This is a genomic window from Streptomyces sp. NPDC019396 (genome assembly GCF_040632375.1).
Classification (GTDB): domain Bacteria; phylum Actinomycetota; class Actinomycetes; order Streptomycetales; family Streptomycetaceae; genus Streptomyces.
Map to the genome: position 1 here is coordinate 1 of NZ_JBEYBS010000018.1, position 16,788 is coordinate 16,788.

A 16,788-nucleotide genomic window follows, 5' to 3' on the forward strand; every position below is an offset into this window, starting at 1 on the left:
CCCGGGTCGGCCCCCCCCCCCGCCCCCCGTTTCTCCGTTTTCGGTCAAAACAACCCGGGGTGCGGGCCTCCGCCCCCCCCCCCGGGGGAGGGGCTCGGACCGCGCGGTCCGAGCCCCTCCCCAGTGGCCGTCCGTGTGCCAGCCTGGCCGAAAACTACTGCGCGCCCGGGCGCACCAGACCGCTTTCGTAGGCGTACACCGCGGCCTGCACCCGGTCCCGCAGGCCCAGTTTCGTCAGCACATGGCCCACGTGGGTCTTGACCGTCGTCTCACTGACGAACAGATCCGCGGCGATCTCCGCGTTCGACAGGCCCCGGGCGACCAGCTTCAGCACCTCGACCTCGCGCTCGGTCAGTGTGTGCAGGGTGTCCGATACGGGCTCCTCGCCCGATGGCAGATGCCCCGCGTACTTGTCCAGCAGCCGGCGCGTGATGCTCGGCGCGAGCATCGCCTCACCCGCCGCGACCACCCGGATCGCCTGCACCAGCTCGTTCGCGGGCGCGTCCTTCAGCAGAAAGCCGCTCGCCCCCGCCTTCAGCGCCTCCACCACGTACTCGTCCAGGTCGAACGTGGTCAGCACCAGCACCTTCGCCGGGCCGTCCCGTCCGGGACCGGTGATCTGCCGCGTGGCCTCGACTCCGTCCATCCGCGGCATACGGATGTCCATCAGCACCACATCGGGCTGGAGCGCCCGCACCTGATCCAGCGCCTGAAGACCGTCCCCGGCCTCGCCGACCACCGCGAGGTCCTGCTCCGCCTCCAGGATCATCCGGAAGCCGGTGCGCAGCAGCGGTTGATCATCGACCAGTAGGACGCGGATAGCCACGGGATCTCCTTCGCTAGACCGGCCCCATTCTGCCCTGCTCGCCGGACGAGCAGGGCTTCGGGCACTTTCCGGCCATCTTCGGGAGCCGTACCGGCTAGGCCTCTCCACCGGGCGAGGGCTGAGGCGGCACCAGCGGCAGCGGGTAGACGGGCGGGGTGCCGCCGAACTCCGGGCACAGTGCCTGGTGGTCGCACCACCCGCACAGCTTCGACGGCCGCGGCCTCCAGTCACCGGATTCCGTGGCCCGGACGATCGCGTCCCACAGAGCCAGCAGCTTGCGCTCCACCCGCTCCAGGTCCGCCGCGACCGGGTCGTAGGTCAGCACCTCACCGCTGCCCAGATACACCAGCTGGAGCCGCCGCGGCACGACGTGCTTCAGCCGCCACACCACCAGCGCGTAGAACTTCATCTGGAACAGCGCGCCCTCGCTGTACTCGGGCCGGGGCGCCTTGCCCGTCTTGTAGTCGACGATCCGCACCTCGCCCGTCGGAGCCACATCGACCCGGTCGATCACCCCGCGCAGCCGCAGCCCCGAATCCAGCTCCGCCTCGACGAACAGCTCGCGCTCCGCCGGCTCGAGCCGCGTCGGATCCTCCAGCGAGAACCAGCGCTCCACCAGCCGCTCGGCATCCGACATCCAGCGCGCCAGCCGCTCGCCGTCCGGATCGTCGGCGAACAGCCCGCCGAGCTCAGGACGCGACTCCAGCAGCCGGTCCCACTGCCCCGGGATCAGGGATTTCGCCCTCGGCGGTGTGCGCTCGGCGGCCGGCGCGTCGAACAGCCGCTCAAGGACGGCATGCACCAGGGTGCCCCGGGTCGCCGCCTCGCTGGGCTTCTCCGGCAGCCTGTCGATCACCCGGAAGCGGTACAGCAGCGGGCACTGCATGAAATCGCTCGCCCGCGAGGGCGACAGCGAGGCAGGCGGCCGGCTCTCGGGCACCGAAGGGCCGGAATCCGGCGGCGACGGGTGGCCGTCCGCCGCCGGCGGCTGGTCCTCCAGGACAGGCGCGGGAGCCTGCTGGGCGGGCGGTGGCCCTTCCGGAACGGGCGGCTGACTCGTACTCATGACGAAGACCCTACGGCTCGCCACTGACAGCGAGCGGCATACCATCGACGGCAGACCTTCTCGCCCCGCATGATCGGGTGAGCGACGGCAACACCTGCAACGCCCGCAACGACTGTCACGACCGTAACGAAGGGACCCCGTGAACCCCGTGAACAGGGACGACGAGAGCGGCGAGCACACGCGCCCGCGGTCCGGCACGGGGAAAGCCGGAGAAGCCGGGGGAGCGGGGCGGGCCGACGGGGCTGCCCCCACGGGGAAGGGGCAGCGGCGCTCCGAGGAGCCCGGAGGCGGCATCCTCATGGGCCGCCCCTTCGGCGTGCCCGTCTACGTCGCCCCCAGCTGGTTCCTGGTCGCGGCCCTCATCACCTGGGTCTTCGGCGGCCAACTGGAGCGCGTGCTGCCCGAACTGGGCAACACACGCTACCTCGTCTCACTGTTCTTCGCCGTCGCCTTCTACGCCTCCGTGCTCGTCCACGAGCTGGCCCACACCGTCGTCGCGCTCCGCTACAAACTGCCGGTGCGCCGTATCCAGCTCCAGTTCTTCGGCGGTGTCTCCGAGATCGAGAAGGAGTCCGAGACACCCGGCCGGGAGTTCGTGCTCGCCTTCGTCGGCCCGCTGCTCTCGCTGGTGCTCGCCGGGATCTTCTACGCCGCCGTCCGGGCCGTGCAGCCCGGCACCGTCCCGGGAGTGCTGCTCGCCGGGCTGATGATCTCCAACCTGATCGTCGCCGCCTTCAACCTGCTGCCCGGGCTCCCCCTGGACGGCGGCCGGATGCTGCGCGCGGTCGTCTGGAAGATCACCGGAAAGCCGATGAGCGGCACCATCGCCGCCGCCTGGGTCGGCCGGGCGCTCGCCATCGCGGTGCTGGTCGGTCTCCCGTTGCTCACCCACACGGGAGCCCTCGGCAACCCCACCGAGGACATCGGCGGCATGGAGACCGTCACAGACGCCCTGCTGGCCGCCATCCTGGCCGCCATCATCTGGACCGGGGCAGGCAACAGCCTGCGCATGGCCCGGCTCCGCGAGCACCTGCCCGAGCTGAGCGCCCGCACCCTCACCCGCCGCGCGGTCCCGGTCGAGTCCGGCACCCCGCTGTCCGAGGCGCTCCGCCGCGCCAACGAGGCCGGAGCCCGTGCCCTGGTGGTCGTCGACGGTCACGGCAACCCCACCGCCCTGGTCCGCGAGACCGCGATCGTCGGCGTCCCCCAGCACCGCCGGCCCTGGGTTGCCGTCAGCAGCCTGGCCCAGGACCTCACCGACGGCATGCGGGTCCCCGCCGAACTCGCCGGCGAGGCCCTCCTCGACCGCCTCCGCGCGGCGCCCGCCACCGAGTACCTCGTGGTGGAGGTGAGCGGCGAGATCTACGGCGTCCTCTCCACGGCGGACGTCGAACGCGCTTTCGTCAAGGCGATGGCCCGTCCATCCGGCTGAGAAACAGCCGGTAGTCTTGTTACATGTCCGAACCGACCGGTGCCGCCCGCCGTCGCGGGCCCTTCAAGGTCGGGGACCAGGTCCAGCTCACCGATCCCAAGGGACGCCACTACACGTTCACGCTCGAGGCTGGGAAGAATTTCCACACCCACAAGGGTTCCTTCCCACATGACGAGCTGATCGGCGCCCCCGAGGGCAGTGTCGTCCGTACCACGGGAAACGTCGCCTATCTGGCGCTGCGCCCCCTGCTCCCCGACTACGTCCTGTCCATGCCCCGCGGCGCCGCCGTGGTCTACCCCAAGGACGCGGGGCAGATCCTGGCGTTCGCCGACATCTTCCCCGGCGCACGCGTCGTCGAGGCCGGTGTGGGCTCAGGCTCACTGAGCAGCTTCCTGCTGCGGGCCATCGGCGACGAGGGCATGCTGCACTCGTACGAGCGCCGGGAGGACTTCGCCGAGATCGCCCAGGCGAACGTCGAGCGCTACTTCGGGGGGCCCCACCCCGCCTGGACGCTCACCGTCGGCGACCTCCAGGACAACCTCTCGGACGCGGACGTCGACCGCGTGATCCTGGACATGCTGGCGCCCTGGGAGTGCCTGGAGGCCGTCTCCAAGGCCCTCGTCCCGGGCGGCATCCTGTGCTGCTACGTGGCCACGACCACCCAGCTCGCCAGGACCGTGGAGTCCATCCGCGAGATCGGCTGCTACGCCGAGCCGCAGCCGTGGGAGTCCATGATCCGCAACTGGCACGTGGAGGGCCTCGCGGTGCGTCCGGACCACCGGATGATCGGCCACACCGGCTTCCTGGTGACCGCCCGCCGGCTCGCGGACGGGGTGGAGCCCCCGATGCGCCGCCGTCGCCCCGCCAAGGGTGCGTACGGCGAGGACTACGAAGGCCCCAACAAGGGCTGAAACCACCCGCAACGCACGGCCGCCGCCGTCGAGTTCCCGACCGCCCGGGAGAACTCGACGGTGGCGGCTTTACGTTGGCATTGCCTGCCCCGATGTTCCCGGCCCCTGTGACGTGTGGCACGATGCGTACGCCTCCCCGTGCCGGTTCGCACCGGCACAGCCCGTACAGCCGCTCAGGAGACACCTCGCGTGCAGCCCTCCGCGACGCTTCCGGACCTCGCGCACACCGCCACCCGCCCGGTGCACTGGCTCGCCACAGCGACGGCGATGGCCGCTGTGGTCGCGGGTGCGGGCCTGCTCGAGCCGGGCACCGCGAAAGCGAACCAGTCCGGCACGGAGACGATCACCGCCGCGGCGCCTGCCGCGGCGCCTGACCCTGGCATGGTGGACCTGCCTCTCGAGTGCGGCGGAGCGGGTGCGGCAGTCGTGCGGAAGGCGTCGGGGGATCTCGACGGCGACGGCGGCCCCGAGACCGCCGTGGTGGCCCGCTGTGAAGCGGGCTCGGGCACCCCGCCGAGCGGTGTCTACGTCATCGCACGGTCGTCCACCGGTGCCCCACGCGTCGTGGCCACCCTGCTCGACCCGGCCGAGCGCCTCAGCGTGAGCGCGTTCGCCGTTCGTGACGGCGTCGTCACGGCCACCGTCCTCGGCTACTCGTCGCCCGACGTCCCGCGCTGTTGCCCGGACGAGCAGGAGCAGGTCAAGTGGCGGTGGCGGGGCGGGAAGTTCGTGGAGTCCCGGCAGCCCGCCTCTGTGACGGACGGCGCCTGACCGGTCGCTCTCCGTGTCGCCCGGGGGCTACTCGGCGTCGGGTCCGTACACCTCGACCTTGTCGGTGACCCGCCGCACGTGGATGCAGTCGCCCGGGCACTCCTTGGCGGAGTCGATGACATCCGTCAGCAGCGGCAGCGGCACGGGCGTTGTGGCCCCCTGGTCCTGCAGCAGCTCGTCGTCCGCGCTCTTCACGTACGCGAGTCCGTCGATGTCCAGCTCGAAGACCTCGGGGGCGTACTGCACGCAGATCCCGTCGCCGGTGCAGAGGTCCTGGTCGATCCAGACTTCGAGAGCCTCGTTCATGTCGCCTGCCGTTCCTGCGCGGTGTGTATCAATAGGTGCCAGCCCTGACGGGTGTTGACCGTTCCGACGATACAACCGCCCGCTTTCCGATGTTGATGGGTGGGTATTCACCTGGCGTGAGGGGAAGCGCAAGGGTGAAGATCGGACACACCCCTTCCGTCTTTGTGATCTAGGGGTTTCAATCTCCACCCACCCAGGTAGGGTCAGGAAGCGTCCAGCTCCCCTTGGAGGAGGTGAGGACCGTGGCAGCCCACGACGACGACAACAACCGCGGCTTCCGGCCGGGACGGGGGTCTGATGACCCTGCCGGCCAGGTTGCCTATCTTGAGCAGGAGATCGCCGTCCTGCGCCGCAAGCTCGCCGACTCTCCGCGGCATACGAGGATTCTCGAAGAGCGGATCGTCGAGCTGCAGACAAACCTGGCCGGCGTTTCCACTCAGAACGAACGCATGGCGAACACGCTCCGTGAGGCCCGCGATCAGATCGTGGCCCTCAAGGAGGAGGTCGACCGGCTCGCGCAGCCACCGGCCGGCTTCGGTGTCTTCCTGCACGCCAATGAGGACGGAACCGCGGACATCTTCACCGGGGGCCGTAAGCTCCGGGTGAACGTCAGCCCCAGCGTCGAGCTCGACGAGCTCCGGCGCGGCCAGGAAGTCATGCTCAACGAGGCGCTCAACGTGGTCGAGGCCATGGAATTCGAGCGCACCGGGGACATCGTCACCCTCAAGGAGATCCTCGAGGACGGCGAGCGCGCCCTGGTGATCGGGCACACCGACGAGGAGCGGGTGGTACGGCTCGCCGAGCCGCTGCTGGACGCCACTATCCGCCCCGGCGACGCCCTGCTGCTCGAGCCCAGGTCCGGCTACGTCTACGAGGTCGTGCCCAAGAGCGAGGTCGAGGAGCTGGTCCTCGAAGAGGTCCCGGACGTCGACTACGACAAGATCGGCGGTCTGGGCAACCAGATCGAGATGATCCGCGACGCGGTCGAGCTTCCGTACCTCCACCCGGACCTCTTCCGGGAGCACGAACTGCGCCCGCCGAAGGGCATCCTGCTCTACGGCCCGCCCGGCTGCGGGAAGACGCTGATCGCCAAGGCGGTCGCCAACTCTCTTGCCAAGAAGGTCGCCGAGGTGACCGGGCGGCCGCAGGGGAAGAGCTACTTCCTCAACATCAAGGGGCCGGAGCTTCTCAACAAGTACGTCGGCGAGACCGAGCGGCACATCCGCCTGGTCTTCCAGCGTGCGCGGGAGAAGGCCAGCGAGGGCACACCCGTCATCGTCTTCTTCGACGAGATGGAGTCGCTGTTCCGGACCCGTGGCTCCGGTGTCAGTTCGGACGTGGAGAACACCATCGTCCCGCAGCTGCTCGCCGAGATCGACGGTGTCGAGGGCCTGGAGAACGTCATCGTGATCGGTGCGTCCAACCGAGAGGACATGATCGACCCCGCGATCCTGCGGCCGGGACGGCTCGACGTCAAGATCAAGATCGAGCGGCCCGACGCCGAGGCGGCGAAGGACATCTTCGCGAAGTACCTCACGCCGACGCTGCCCCTGCACGCGGACGACGTCTCGGAGCACACCGGCTCCAAGGAGGCGGCGGTGCAGGGCATGATCCAGTCCGTCGTCGAGCAGATGTACGCGGAATCCGAGGAGAACCGCTTCCTGGAGGTCACGTACGCCAATGGCGACAAGGAAGTCCTGTACTTCAAGGACTTCAATTCCGGCGCCATGATCCAGAACATCGTCGACCGGGCCAAGAAGATGGCGATCAAGGCATTCCTCGACCAGAACCAGAAGGGTCTGCGGGTCGCCCACCTCCTCCAGGCGTGCGTGGACGAGTTCAAGGAGAACGAGGACCTGCCGAACACCACCAACCCGGACGACTGGGCCCGGATCTCCGGAAAGAAGGGCGAGCGGATCGTGTTCATCCGCACCCTTGTCACCGGAAAGCAGGGCGCGGACACCGGACGCTCCATCGACACGGTGGCCAACACCGGTCAGTACCTGTAAAACGCAGCTCGGCTGCGGATGTCCTCAGGCTCCCCCGCCGAAAGTGGGGGAGGGCATCCGCAGCCGCCTGCTTTCCCAGGGGCCGCGGGCGGGTAATCGCACCACACAGAGCAATACCGAATTGATCTCCCCACCAGCGCAGAGGCGTTCTAGGCTCGTCGGTACCGCCGGGCCCGCGCGGTGCGGGGACGGGCACCGCACACGCACCGGAGACCGAGCGGTACTTGAGCGCCGCCCCCAGACGGGAGCGCCGCCGGGCAAGGAGGGCCGCATGACCGTACGGCGAGTAATGGGCATCGAGACGGAGTACGGGATCTCCGTCCCCGGCCACCCGAACGCCAATGCCATGCTCACCTCGTCCCAGATCGTCAACGCCTACGCGGCGGCGATGCACCGGGCACGGCGTGCCCGCTGGGACTTCGAGGAGGAGAATCCGCTGCGGGACGCCCGCGGCTTCGACCTCGCCCGCGAGGCCGCCGACTCCAGCCAGCTCACGGACGAGGACATCGGTCTGGCCAATGTCATCCTCACCAATGGAGCCAGGCTCTACGTCGACCATGCGCACCCCGAGTACAGCGCCCCCGAGGTGACCAATCCCCGTGACGCCGTCCTCTGGGACAAGGCCGGCGAGCGGATCATGGCGGAGGCGGCGGAGCGGGCCGCCCAGCTCCCCGGTGCCCAGCCGATCCACCTGTACAAGAACAACACCGACAACAAGGGCGCGTCCTACGGCACGCACGAGAACTACCTGATGAAGCGGGAGACCGCGTTCTCGGACATCGTGCGGCACCTCACGCCGTTCTTCGTGTCCCGGCAGGTGGTCACCGGCGCGGGACGGGTGGGAATCGGCCAGGACGGCCGTGAGCACGGCTTCCAGATCAGCCAGCGGGCCGACTACTTCGAGGTCGAGGTCGGCCTGGAGACCACGCTCAAGCGCCCGATCATCAACACCAGGGACGAGCCGCACGCCGACGCCGAGAAGTACCGCCGACTGCATGTGATCATCGGCGACGCCAACCTCTCCGAGATCTCCACCTACCTCAAGCTCGGCACGACCGCGCTGGTGCTGTCCATGATCGAGGACGGCTTCATCAACGTGGACCTTGCGGTCGACCAGCCCGTCCGCACCCTGCACCAGGTCTCCCACGACCCCACCCTGAAGCGGGTGATCACTCTGCGCAGCGGTCGGACACTCACCGGTGTCCAGTTGCAGATGGAGTACTTCGAGCTCGCCAGGAAGTATGTCGAGGAGCGCTTCGGCGTGGATGCCGACGAGCAGACCAAGGATGTGCTGTCCCGCTGGGAGGACACCCTCAACAGGCTCGAGAACGATCCGATGAGCCTGTCGGGAGAGCTGGACTGGATCGCCAAACGGGAGATCCTCGAGGGTTACCGGCGCCGTGACGGTCTCAACTGGGACGCCGCGCGCCTGCACCTCGTCGACCTCCAGTACGCGGACGTACGACCCGACAAGGGCCTCTACAACCGCCTGGCGGCCCGCGGCAAGATGAAGCGGCTCCTGGGCGAGGCCGATGTCGAGCGGGCCGAGAGCAAGCCCCCTGAGGACACCAGGGCCTACTTCCGCGGTCGCTGCCTCGAACAGTACGCGGACGATGTCGCCGCGGCCTCCTGGGACTCCGTGATCTTCGACCTGCCGGGTCGTGACTCTCTGCAACGAGTCCCCACGCTGGAGCCCCTCAGGGGCACCCGAAACCATGTGAAAGAGCTGCTTGACCGGTGCCGCACCGCCGAAGACCTGGTCCGGGTCCTGTCGGGGGGCTGAAATGGTCGCCGTCCGGGAATCATTGCGGTAACCCCCGGACGTTGAGGGAAGTGCGGGGCCGATGTCAGACCCTGCTTGTAGGGTCTGATCTTGAGTGGGCCAACCAAACGGGCAAACCGAGCGGGGTGAGGGATATGGCAACCAAGGACACCGGCGGCGGACAGCAGCGGGCCACACGCTCCACCGAGGAGGTCGAGGAGCAGGCGCAGGACGCGCAGGCCTCCGAGGACCTCAAGGAGCGCCAGGAGAAGCTGTCGGACGATGTCGACTCCGTGCTGGACGAGATTGACGACGTTCTGGAGGAGAACGCCGAGGACTTCGTGCGCTCCTTCGTCCAAAAGGGCGGCGAGTAGCACCCCCTGAAACGGTCGGGGGCACCCCCGATCGTCCGTCCTTCGCGGCCGGCCCCAGGGTCGGCCGCACCCGGACGGATGACCGGCGACGGCACGGGTAGGGTCCGTGCACAGCGTGCAAGATCGGCCCGGCCCCGGTGGCGGGCCGCCGCCAATTCGGAAGGAAACGCGTGGAAGCCAACACTCGTAGCACCGGGCGTCTGCCGGCAGCCTTCCTGACGCCCGGATCCTCGTCGTTCATGGACTTCCTGGGCGACCACTCCCCGGAGCTTCTCCCGGGCAACCGTGTCCTGCCCCCGGTGCAGGGCGTGGTCGAAGCACCCCACGGCACGACGATCGTCGCCACGTCCTTCCCCGGTGGCGTGGTGCTCGCCGGTGACCGGCGGGCGACCATGGGCAACATGATCGCCCAGCGGGACATCGAGAAGGTCTTCCCCGCGGACGAGTACTCGGCGGTGGGCATCGCGGGCACCGCGGGACTCGCGGTCGAGATGGTGAAACTCTTCCAGCTCGAGCTGGAGCACTTCGAGAAGGTCGAGGGCACACAGCTCTCCCTGGAGGGCAAGGCGAACCGCCTCTCCACGATGATCCGGAGCAACCTCGGCATGGCCATGCAGGGCCTCGCCGTGGTGCCGCTCTTCGCCGGCTGGGACATCGACCGCGAGAAGGGCCGCATCTTCTCGTACGACGTCACGGGCGGCCGCTCCGAGGAGCACGGCTACGCGGCCACCGGCTCCGGCTCCATCTTCGCGCGCGGTGCCATGAAGAAGCTCTACCGCGAAGACCTGACGGAGCAGCAGGCCGTCACTCTGGTCGTCCAGGCCCTGTACGACGCGGCGGACGACGACTCGGCGACGGGCGGACCGGACGTGGCCCGCCGGATCTACCCGATCGTCACGGTCATCAATGACGAAGGCTTCCGCAGGCTCAGCGACGACGAGACGGGTGAGATCGCCCACGCCATCCTCGAGCATCGCCTCGCGCAGCCCGACGGCCCGCGCGCCTCGCTGCTCTGACCCACTTGCCCCTGACAGAAAGGGACGGATAGCCGGTGTCGACGCCGTTCTATGTCTCACCCCAGCAGGCCATGGCCGACCGGGCGGAGTACGCCCGCAAGGGCATCGCACGTGGCCGGAGTCTGGTGGTCCTCCAGTACACCGACGGCATCGTCTTCGTCGGTGAGAACCCGTCCCGTGCCCTGCACAAGTTCAGCGAGATCTACGACCGGATCGGCTTCGCCGCCGCCGGGAAGTACAACGAGTACGAGAATCTGCGGATCGGTGGTGTGCGCTATGCCGATCTGCGTGGATACACCTACGACCGCGACGATGTGACGGCCCGTGGACTGGCCAACGTCTACGCCCAGACCCTCGGCACGATCTTCTCCAGCGCCGGCGAGAAGCCCTACGAGGTGGAGCTGGTCGTCGCCGAGGTCGGCACCTCACCCGAGGGCGACCAGATCTACCGGCTCCCGCATGACGGCTCGATCGTGGACGAGCACGGCTCGGTGGCGGTCGGCGGCAACGCGGAGCAGATCAGCACCTTCCTGGACCAGCGGCACCGCGACGGGATGTCCCTCGCGGAGGCCCTGAAGCTGGCGGTGCAGGCGCTGTCCCGGGACACCAACGGCTCGGAGCGGGAGATCCCCGCTGAGCGGCTGGAGGTGGCGATCCTGGACCGCACACGGCCGCAGGCGCGGAAGTTCAAGCGGATCGTGGGGCGGCAGTTGTCGCGGCTGCTCCAGGCGGACGACGCGGCCTCGGCGCCCACGGAGATCCCCTCCGACGCGGAGGGCGCCGAGGGCGAGGCGTAACCGCCTCACCCTGTCCCCCCGCACCGGTGTGCCCGCACCCGGTGCGGGGCGGGCGTCCCACGGTGTGCCGCACTCCGGTCCGCAAAGCGGGGGCGCGGACACCGCGAAGCCCGCTCCCGTTGGTGTCCGTCAGCGGGGCGCCGGGCCCGTGGAGGCACGGGGGACCAGGGTGACCGGGAGGTCTCCGGGCACGGGGGTGCGGCCCGCGAGGACGGACAGCAGCGCGGACATGCCCGCCGCGCCCACCTGTTCCGCGGGCAGGCGGACGGTCGTGAGCTCGGGCTCCAGCGCCGTCGCCAGCGTCATGTCGTCGAAGCCGGTCACCGAGACATCCTCCGGCACCCGCAGACCCAGCCGCCGTGCCGCCTTGCAGGCGCCTGCGGCGACGATGTCGTCGTCGCAGACGAGGGCCGTCGGTCGGGGGCGGCCCGGGACGGTCAGGGCGCGCTCGGCCGCCGCGCGGGCGCCGTCCACGTCGAGCGGCGACGGGACCCGCAGCAGCGAGGCCCCGGGTACCTCGCGTGCCGCCTCGTCCAGCGCGCGGGCGCGTACTTCGAAGGTCCAGGACGGGATCGCCGATGCCAGGTGCACGAACTCCCGGTGCCCCAGGGCCAACAGATGGTCCGTCACCTGCCGCATACCACCGGCGATATCGAGATTGACCTGTGCCGCGGAGCCGGGATCGGCCGGATCGCTGTCGAGCATCACCAGTGGCAGATCGGTGCCGCGGATCGCCTTCAGTGCCCCCGCCGCCATCGAGGACGCGATCACCCCGTCCAGCGCGGACCGGGCCGAGGCGAAAGGGTCCTTCGCGGGGCCGATCCCTTCGGGCGAGGGATAGAGCACGACGCCGAAGTCGTGCTCCGCCGCGACACCGGCCGCGCCCGCGTGCACCCGGGCGAAGAACTCGTTGGTCAGCGCGGGCACCACGAGCAGGGCCGTGCGGGTGCGGCCGAGCCGCAGGCTGCGCGCCGCCAGGTTGGGGCGGTAGCCGAGTTCCTGAGCCGCCTGCCGCACCAGGAGGGCGGTGCGCTCGGACACCCGGCCCCGCCACTTGTCGCCCAGGACGAGGGAGACCGTGGCCTGTGAGACCCCTGCGGCCCGTGCCACATCCCTGCTGGTCGGCCGCTGCACACTCGCCTCCGCCTGATGTCGTGCGCCACGGGTGGACTCGTGGCCTGGGCTCATGGTACGTATGACGGAGCGAGAGTTATACGTAAAACTCCCTGAACGAAAAGGCGGGACATGGCCGCGGGAGCCTCCGGGTACGCAGAGATCCTCAAGGCGCCGCATGCCGCACGCCTCCTCACGGGCACCCTTGTGGGCCGCCTGCCGAACGCCACCGCGCATGTGGCGATCGTCCTGTTCATCCGTGCCGAGGGCGGGAGCTACGCGCTCGCGGGGGCACTGACCGCCGTCTACGGCCTGGCCACCGCGGTGGGGCAGCCCCTGCTCGGCCGGCTGGTCGACCTGCGCGGACAGCCACGTGTCCAGCTGCCGTCCGCGATCGTCTCCGCGCTGGGCATGGCGCTCCTCGCCGTCGCCGGCCTCGGCTCGCTGCCGGTGGCGTACGCGGCGGTGACCGTCGCGGGCGTGTTCACCCCGCCGCTCGAGGGCGGACTGCGCGCCCTGTGGCCGGGTGTGCTGGGCCACCGCGAGGAGAGGGTGCACCGGGCCTACGCGATGGACGCGATAGCCCAGGAAATCATGTTCACCGTCGGTCCGTTGCTGGTGACGATGCTGGTGTGGCTCTTCTCGCCCGCCGCCGCGCTGCTCGCCATCAACGTCCTGGGGCTGGTGGGCACGGTCTCGGTCATCGTGTCCGTACCGTCCAGGAACTGGCGCTCAGCGCCCCGCGAGGCCCACTGGCTGGGCGCCCTGCGCTCGCCCGGTCTGCTCGCGCTGCTCGGCTCGTTCTTCTTCGTGGGCCTCGCCCTGGGTTCCATCACGGTCGCCGCCATCGCCTACGCCGACGACCACGGCGGTGACGCCGTGTACGGCTGGCTGATGGCGGCCCTCGGGCTCGGAGCCCTGGTCGGCGGGGTCGCCTACGGCGCCCGGCAGTGGGCCGGTGCCCCCGAACGGAGGCTGCGGGTCATCGTGGCGCTGCTCGCGCTCGGCTATCTGCCACTGATGCTCACCCCGGGTGTGCTGCCGATGGCCGTCCTCAGCGCGGTCGCCGGTGTGTTCCTGGCGCCCGCGATCGCGTGCGCGTTCATCGTGGTCGACCGGCACGCTCCCCAGGGGACCGTCACGGAGGCGTTCTCCTGGCTCGTGACCACGTTCGGCGTCGGCACGGCGGTGGGAACCGCCGCCGCCGGCCCCGCGGTGGAACTCGCCGGGACCGTCGCGGGCTTCGCGGTGGCGGGGGCCGGCGGGATCGCCGCGCTGCTCGTCCTGCTGGCCACCGGACGGGTCCTCGCAGTTCCCGGCCGGAGCGAGCACATCGCGTCAGGGGATGAAATTGATCTGAGCCGTGCTGTCGAACCCGGTTTCAGCACAGGGCATCAGGCGTAATGTTCAGTCATGGACCGCCGAATTTTCGGGCTGGAGAACGAGTACGGCGTCACGTGCACGTTCAGGGGACAGCGCCGACTGTCGCCTGACGAAGTGGCGCGGTACCTCTTCCGCCGTGTTGTGTCATGGGGCCGCAGCAGCAATGTCTTCCTGCGGAATGGGGCCCGTCTCTACCTCGACGTGGGGTCACACCCTGAGTACGCCACTCCGGAATGTGACAATGTGACCGAGCTGGTCACCCACGACAAGGCAGGAGAGCGGATTCTCGAAGGCCTGCTCGTCGACGCCGAACGCCGCCTGCACGAGGAGGGAATCGCGGGCGACGTCTACCTCTTCAAGAACAACACCGACTCGGCGGGAAACTCCTACGGTTGCCATGAGAATTACCTGGTGGCCCGGCATGGGGAGTTCTCCCGGCTCGCGGACATCCTGATTCCGTTCCTCGTCACCCGTCAGCTGCTCTGCGGTGCCGGAAAGGTACTCCAGACCCCGCGGGGCGCGGTCTACTGCGTCAGCCAGCGCGCGGAACACATCTGGGAGGGTGTCAGCTCCGCCACCACCCGGTCCCGACCCATCATCAACACCCGCGACGAGCCCCATGCGGACGCTGAGCGCTACCGCCGTCTGCATGTCATCGTCGGCGACTCGAACATGTCCGAGACGACCATGCTGCTCAAGGTCGGCGCCACCGACCTGGTGCTGCGCATGATCGAGGCGGGCACGGTGATGCGGGACCTGACGCTGGAGAACCCCATCAGGGCCATCCGGGAAGTCAGCCACGACATCACCGGCCGACGCAAGGTGCGCCTGGCCAGCGGGCGCGAGGCATCCGCCCTGGAGATCCAGCGCGAGTACTACGACAAGGCCGTGGACTTCGTGGACCGCCGCGGGATCCGCTCCGGCACGGTCGAGCAGGTGCTCGAGCTGTGGGGCCGCACGCTCGACTCCATCGAGCAGGAGGACCTGGACCGGATCGGGACCGAGATCGACTGGGTGATCAAGTACAAGCTCCTCGAGCGGTACCGCGCCAAGCACAACATGACGATGTCCCACCCGAGGGTCGCCCAGATAGACCTCGCCTACCACGACATCCACCGCCGCCGTGGCCTCTACTACCTCCTGGAGAAGAAGGGCCAGACGGCCCGGATCTGCAACGACCTGAAGATCTTCGAGGGCAAGTCCGTGCCCCCGCAGACCACCAGGGCGCGGCTTCGCGGTGACTTCATCCGCCGTGCCCAGGAGCAGCGCCGTGACTTCACCGTCGACTGGGTGCACCTCAAGCTCAACGACCAGGCCCAGCGCACCGTGTTGTGCAAGGACCCGTTCCGGTCGGTCGACGACCGGGTGGAGAAGCTGATCGCGGGGATGTAGCCGCCAGACCGAAGAGTTGCCGCCCGGTGCCCGGGGACGCTTTCCATCCCGGGATACCGGGCGGCTTCTCTTATGGCGGAGCTTCGAGGACCGCGGGGAGTGCACACCGTAGAGTGGCGGCCACTGCCCATGGCCTCGACTCCCAGTTGGACTGATGAACTACAACACCAAGCGACGTATCGCCTCCCTGCTGGCCGTGCCCGCCCTGCTTTTCGCAAGCGCGTGCGGTTCGGATGAATCGAACGACTCGGTGGCAGGTGTGGCCGAGGTCAAGGGGAAGTTCGGCGAGAAGCCCCAGATCTCCGTTCCCAAGGACGAGAAGCCCGCCGGCGAGACCGTGGTGAAGACCGTCACGGAGGGCAGCGGAGCCAAGGCCGCGAAGGGCGACTGGGTCCGTGTCGACTACACCGTGCGCAAGTGGGACGACCCGGCCGACCTCGGTGGGACGTACCCCGAAAAGGGCAGCGCGAGCACGGCGCACCGCCAGCCGGTGGAGCGGCTCGGCGAGCAGAGCCAGAACCTGCCCCCCAAGGTGATCGACGCAGTCCAGGGGAAGAAGGCGGGCAGCCGGGTCCTCGTCCAGGGCACCGCCGGCGACCTGATCGGAAAGAACCTCAACCCGCAGTCGGGCATCAAGGCGAGCGACACGCTGGTGTGGGTCGTCGATCTGGACGGTGCGGCCAAGGTCGACTCGAAGGCCGAGGTCAAGGGCACGCAGGCGGCACCCGCCCCCGGTATGCCCACGGTGAGCGCTCCCGCGCAGAAGGCTGCCACCATCACCATCCCGAAGGGTGAGAAGGCCCCCACCACGCTCAAGGAGCAGGTGCTCATCAAGGGCAACGGCCCCAAGGTCGAGGCTGGTCAGGGGCTGATCGCGCAGTACACCGGGGTCAAGTGGGAGGACGGCAAGAAGTTCGACTCCTCGTGGGACCACGGGGGCGCGACCGCCTTCCAGATCGGCACCGGGTCCGTTATCGAAGGCTGGGACAAGGGACTTGTCGGCAAGAACGTCGGGGACAGGGTCCTGTTGGTGATTCCGCCCTCCCTCGGCTACGGCGCCGACCCCTCCAGCGAACTCGCGAAGAACACGCTGGTCTTCGTGGTCGACATCGTCGGCGCGGTCTGAGGCGCGGTCCGTCCGCCGATCTGTGAGACTGTCCCGGTTGCGAAGTTCATCAGTTTGAGGAGCACAGCAGTGAACATCGAGAAGCCCGAGATCGATTTCCCGGGTGGCGAGCCGCCGGCCGACCTGGAGATCAAGGAAATCTGGGAGGGCGACGGCCCCGAGGCCAAGGCCGGTGACACGGTTGCCGTGCACTACGTGGGCGTGGCCTTCTCGACCGGCGAGGAGTTCGACGCCTCCTGGAACCGCGGCACCCCGCTCCGGTTCCAGCTCGGTGTCGGTCAGGTCATCCAGGGCTGGGACCAGGGTGTTCAGGGCATGAAGGTCGGCGGCCGCCGCCAGCTGATCATCCCCGCGCACCTCGCGTACGGCGAGCGCGGCGCCGGGGGCGGCCTCATCGGCCCCGGTGAGACGCTGATCTTCGTCTGCGACCTGGTCGGGATCTGATCGCAACCGGTCACAGTGGGCCTCCGCCTGACAAGGCGGGGGCCCGCGCTTTTGCCACGA

General features: G+C 69.2%; 16 protein-coding genes. 12 read left to right on the forward strand and 4 right to left on the reverse strand.

Annotated elements, in window-relative coordinates:
* Positions 1–154: 154 nt before the first annotated feature.
* Both ABZ532_RS20810 and ABZ532_RS20815 read right to left on the reverse strand, forming a co-directional pair.
* Entirely contained in the window at positions 155–826 is a 672-nt protein-coding gene (locus ABZ532_RS20810; protein ID WP_361285526.1) for a response regulator transcription factor, read from the reverse strand.
* 94 nt (positions 827–920) lie between these two features.
* Positions 921–1,892 carry a RecB family exonuclease gene (locus tag ABZ532_RS20815; protein WP_361285529.1) on the reverse strand — a complete coding sequence of 324 codons (972 nt, stop codon included), beginning with the start codon at positions 1,890–1,892 and terminating at the stop codon, positions 921–923.
* A gap of 148 nt (positions 1,893–2,040) precedes the next feature.
* Here ABZ532_RS20815 and ABZ532_RS20820 point away from each other — a divergent pair, with 148 nt between their 5' ends.
* The 3 genes from ABZ532_RS20820 (at position 2,041) to ABZ532_RS20830 (ending at position 5,006) form a co-directional block, all read left to right on the forward strand.
* Positions 2,041–3,324, forward strand: coding sequence for a site-2 protease family protein (locus tag ABZ532_RS20820; RefSeq protein ID WP_361285945.1), 1,284 nt, complete (start codon positions 2,041–2,043; stop codon positions 3,322–3,324).
* Positions 3,325–3,347: 23 nt separating this feature from the next.
* Positions 3,348–4,235 (forward strand): tRNA (adenine-N1)-methyltransferase, encoded by an 888-nt coding sequence (locus ABZ532_RS20825; protein WP_361285532.1) that lies wholly within the window; start codon positions 3,348–3,350, stop codon positions 4,233–4,235.
* Positions 4,236–4,424: 189 nt separating this feature from the next.
* Positions 4,425–5,006: a hypothetical protein gene (locus ABZ532_RS20830; protein WP_361285535.1), complete on the forward strand. Its 582-nt coding sequence runs from the start codon at positions 4,425–4,427 to the stop codon at positions 5,004–5,006.
* A gap of 27 nt (positions 5,007–5,033) precedes the next feature.
* Here the strand turns inward: ABZ532_RS20830 and ABZ532_RS20835 are convergent, their stop codons facing one another.
* Positions 5,034–5,312, reverse strand: coding sequence for a ferredoxin (locus tag ABZ532_RS20835; protein ID WP_361285538.1), 279 nt, complete (start codon positions 5,310–5,312; stop codon positions 5,034–5,036).
* A gap of 242 nt (positions 5,313–5,554) precedes the next feature.
* On the opposite strand from ABZ532_RS20835, the gene arc reads away from it, so the two are divergent.
* The 5 genes from arc (at position 5,555) to prcA (ending at position 11,270) form a co-directional block, all read left to right on the forward strand.
* Positions 5,555–7,321: a proteasome ATPase gene (gene arc / locus ABZ532_RS20840; RefSeq protein WP_361285541.1), complete on the forward strand. Its 1,767-nt coding sequence runs from the start codon at positions 5,555–5,557 to the stop codon at positions 7,319–7,321.
* A 271-nt stretch (positions 7,322–7,592) separates the two neighbouring features.
* Positions 7,593–9,104, forward strand: coding sequence for a depupylase/deamidase Dop (dop, locus tag ABZ532_RS20845; protein ID WP_361285544.1), 1,512 nt, complete (start codon positions 7,593–7,595; stop codon positions 9,102–9,104).
* A gap of 134 nt (positions 9,105–9,238) precedes the next feature.
* Positions 9,239–9,457: a ubiquitin-like protein Pup gene (locus ABZ532_RS20850; protein ID WP_093657191.1), complete on the forward strand. Its 219-nt coding sequence runs from the start codon at positions 9,239–9,241 to the stop codon at positions 9,455–9,457.
* A gap of 170 nt (positions 9,458–9,627) precedes the next feature.
* Entirely contained in the window at positions 9,628–10,473 is an 846-nt protein-coding gene (prcB, locus tag ABZ532_RS20855) for a proteasome subunit beta (RefSeq protein WP_361285547.1), read from the forward strand.
* A 35-nt stretch (positions 10,474–10,508) separates the two neighbouring features.
* On the forward strand, positions 10,509–11,270 hold the full coding sequence (gene prcA / locus ABZ532_RS20860; protein ID WP_361285550.1) for a proteasome subunit alpha: 762 nt from the start codon (positions 10,509–10,511) through the stop codon (positions 11,268–11,270).
* A gap of 129 nt (positions 11,271–11,399) precedes the next feature.
* On the opposite strand, the gene ABZ532_RS20865 is transcribed toward prcA, so the two are convergent.
* On the reverse strand, positions 11,400–12,458 hold the full coding sequence (locus tag ABZ532_RS20865; RefSeq protein ID WP_361285553.1) for a LacI family DNA-binding transcriptional regulator: 1,059 nt from the start codon (positions 12,456–12,458) through the stop codon (positions 11,400–11,402).
* A gap of 57 nt (positions 12,459–12,515) precedes the next feature.
* Between ABZ532_RS20865 and ABZ532_RS20870 the strand changes: the two genes are divergently transcribed.
* From ABZ532_RS20870 to ABZ532_RS20885, 4 genes are all read left to right on the forward strand, one after another.
* A complete protein-coding gene (locus tag ABZ532_RS20870) occupies positions 12,516–13,787 on the forward strand; it encodes an MFS transporter (RefSeq protein WP_361285557.1) in 1,272 nt (423 codons plus the stop codon).
* A 9-nt stretch (positions 13,788–13,796) separates the two neighbouring features.
* Positions 13,797–15,158 carry a Pup--protein ligase gene (pafA, locus tag ABZ532_RS20875; protein WP_361285560.1) on the forward strand — a complete coding sequence of 454 codons (1,362 nt, stop codon included), beginning with the start codon at positions 13,797–13,799 and terminating at the stop codon, positions 15,156–15,158.
* Positions 15,159–15,312: 154 nt separating this feature from the next.
* Positions 15,313–16,284 carry an FKBP-type peptidyl-prolyl cis-trans isomerase gene (locus tag ABZ532_RS20880; RefSeq protein WP_361285562.1) on the forward strand — a complete coding sequence of 324 codons (972 nt, stop codon included), beginning with the start codon at positions 15,313–15,315 and terminating at the stop codon, positions 16,282–16,284.
* Between the two features lie 69 nt (positions 16,285–16,353).
* Positions 16,354–16,728: an FKBP-type peptidyl-prolyl cis-trans isomerase gene (locus ABZ532_RS20885; protein WP_361285565.1), complete on the forward strand. Its 375-nt coding sequence runs from the start codon at positions 16,354–16,356 to the stop codon at positions 16,726–16,728.
* Positions 16,729–16,788: the final 60 nt, after the last annotated feature.

What these genes read in the sequence shown, in the direction of transcription:
- ABZ532_RS20865 (WP_361285553.1), bottom strand. Translation starts at nt 12,458, where the DNA reads ATGAGCCCAGGCCACGAGTCCACCCGTGGCGCACGACATCAGGCGGAG.
- pafA (WP_361285560.1), top strand. Translation starts at nt 13,797, where the DNA reads ATGGACCGCCGAATTTTCGGGCTGGAGAACGAGTACGGCGTCACGTGC.
- ABZ532_RS20850 (WP_093657191.1), top strand. Translation starts at nt 9,239, where the DNA reads ATGGCAACCAAGGACACCGGCGGCGGACAGCAGCGGGCCACACGCTCC.
- ABZ532_RS20870 (WP_361285557.1), top strand. Translation starts at nt 12,516, where the DNA reads ATGGCCGCGGGAGCCTCCGGGTACGCAGAGATCCTCAAGGCGCCGCAT.
- ABZ532_RS20880 (WP_361285562.1), top strand. Translation starts at nt 15,313, where the DNA reads ATGAACTACAACACCAAGCGACGTATCGCCTCCCTGCTGGCCGTGCCC.
- ABZ532_RS20825 (WP_361285532.1), top strand. Translation starts at nt 3,348, where the DNA reads ATGTCCGAACCGACCGGTGCCGCCCGCCGTCGCGGGCCCTTCAAGGTC.
- ABZ532_RS20815 (WP_361285529.1), bottom strand. Translation starts at nt 1,892, where the DNA reads ATGAGTACGAGTCAGCCGCCCGTTCCGGAAGGGCCACCGCCCGCCCAG.
- ABZ532_RS20835 (WP_361285538.1), bottom strand. Translation starts at nt 5,312, where the DNA reads ATGAACGAGGCTCTCGAAGTCTGGATCGACCAGGACCTCTGCACCGGC.
- dop (WP_361285544.1), top strand. Translation starts at nt 7,593, where the DNA reads ATGACCGTACGGCGAGTAATGGGCATCGAGACGGAGTACGGGATCTCC.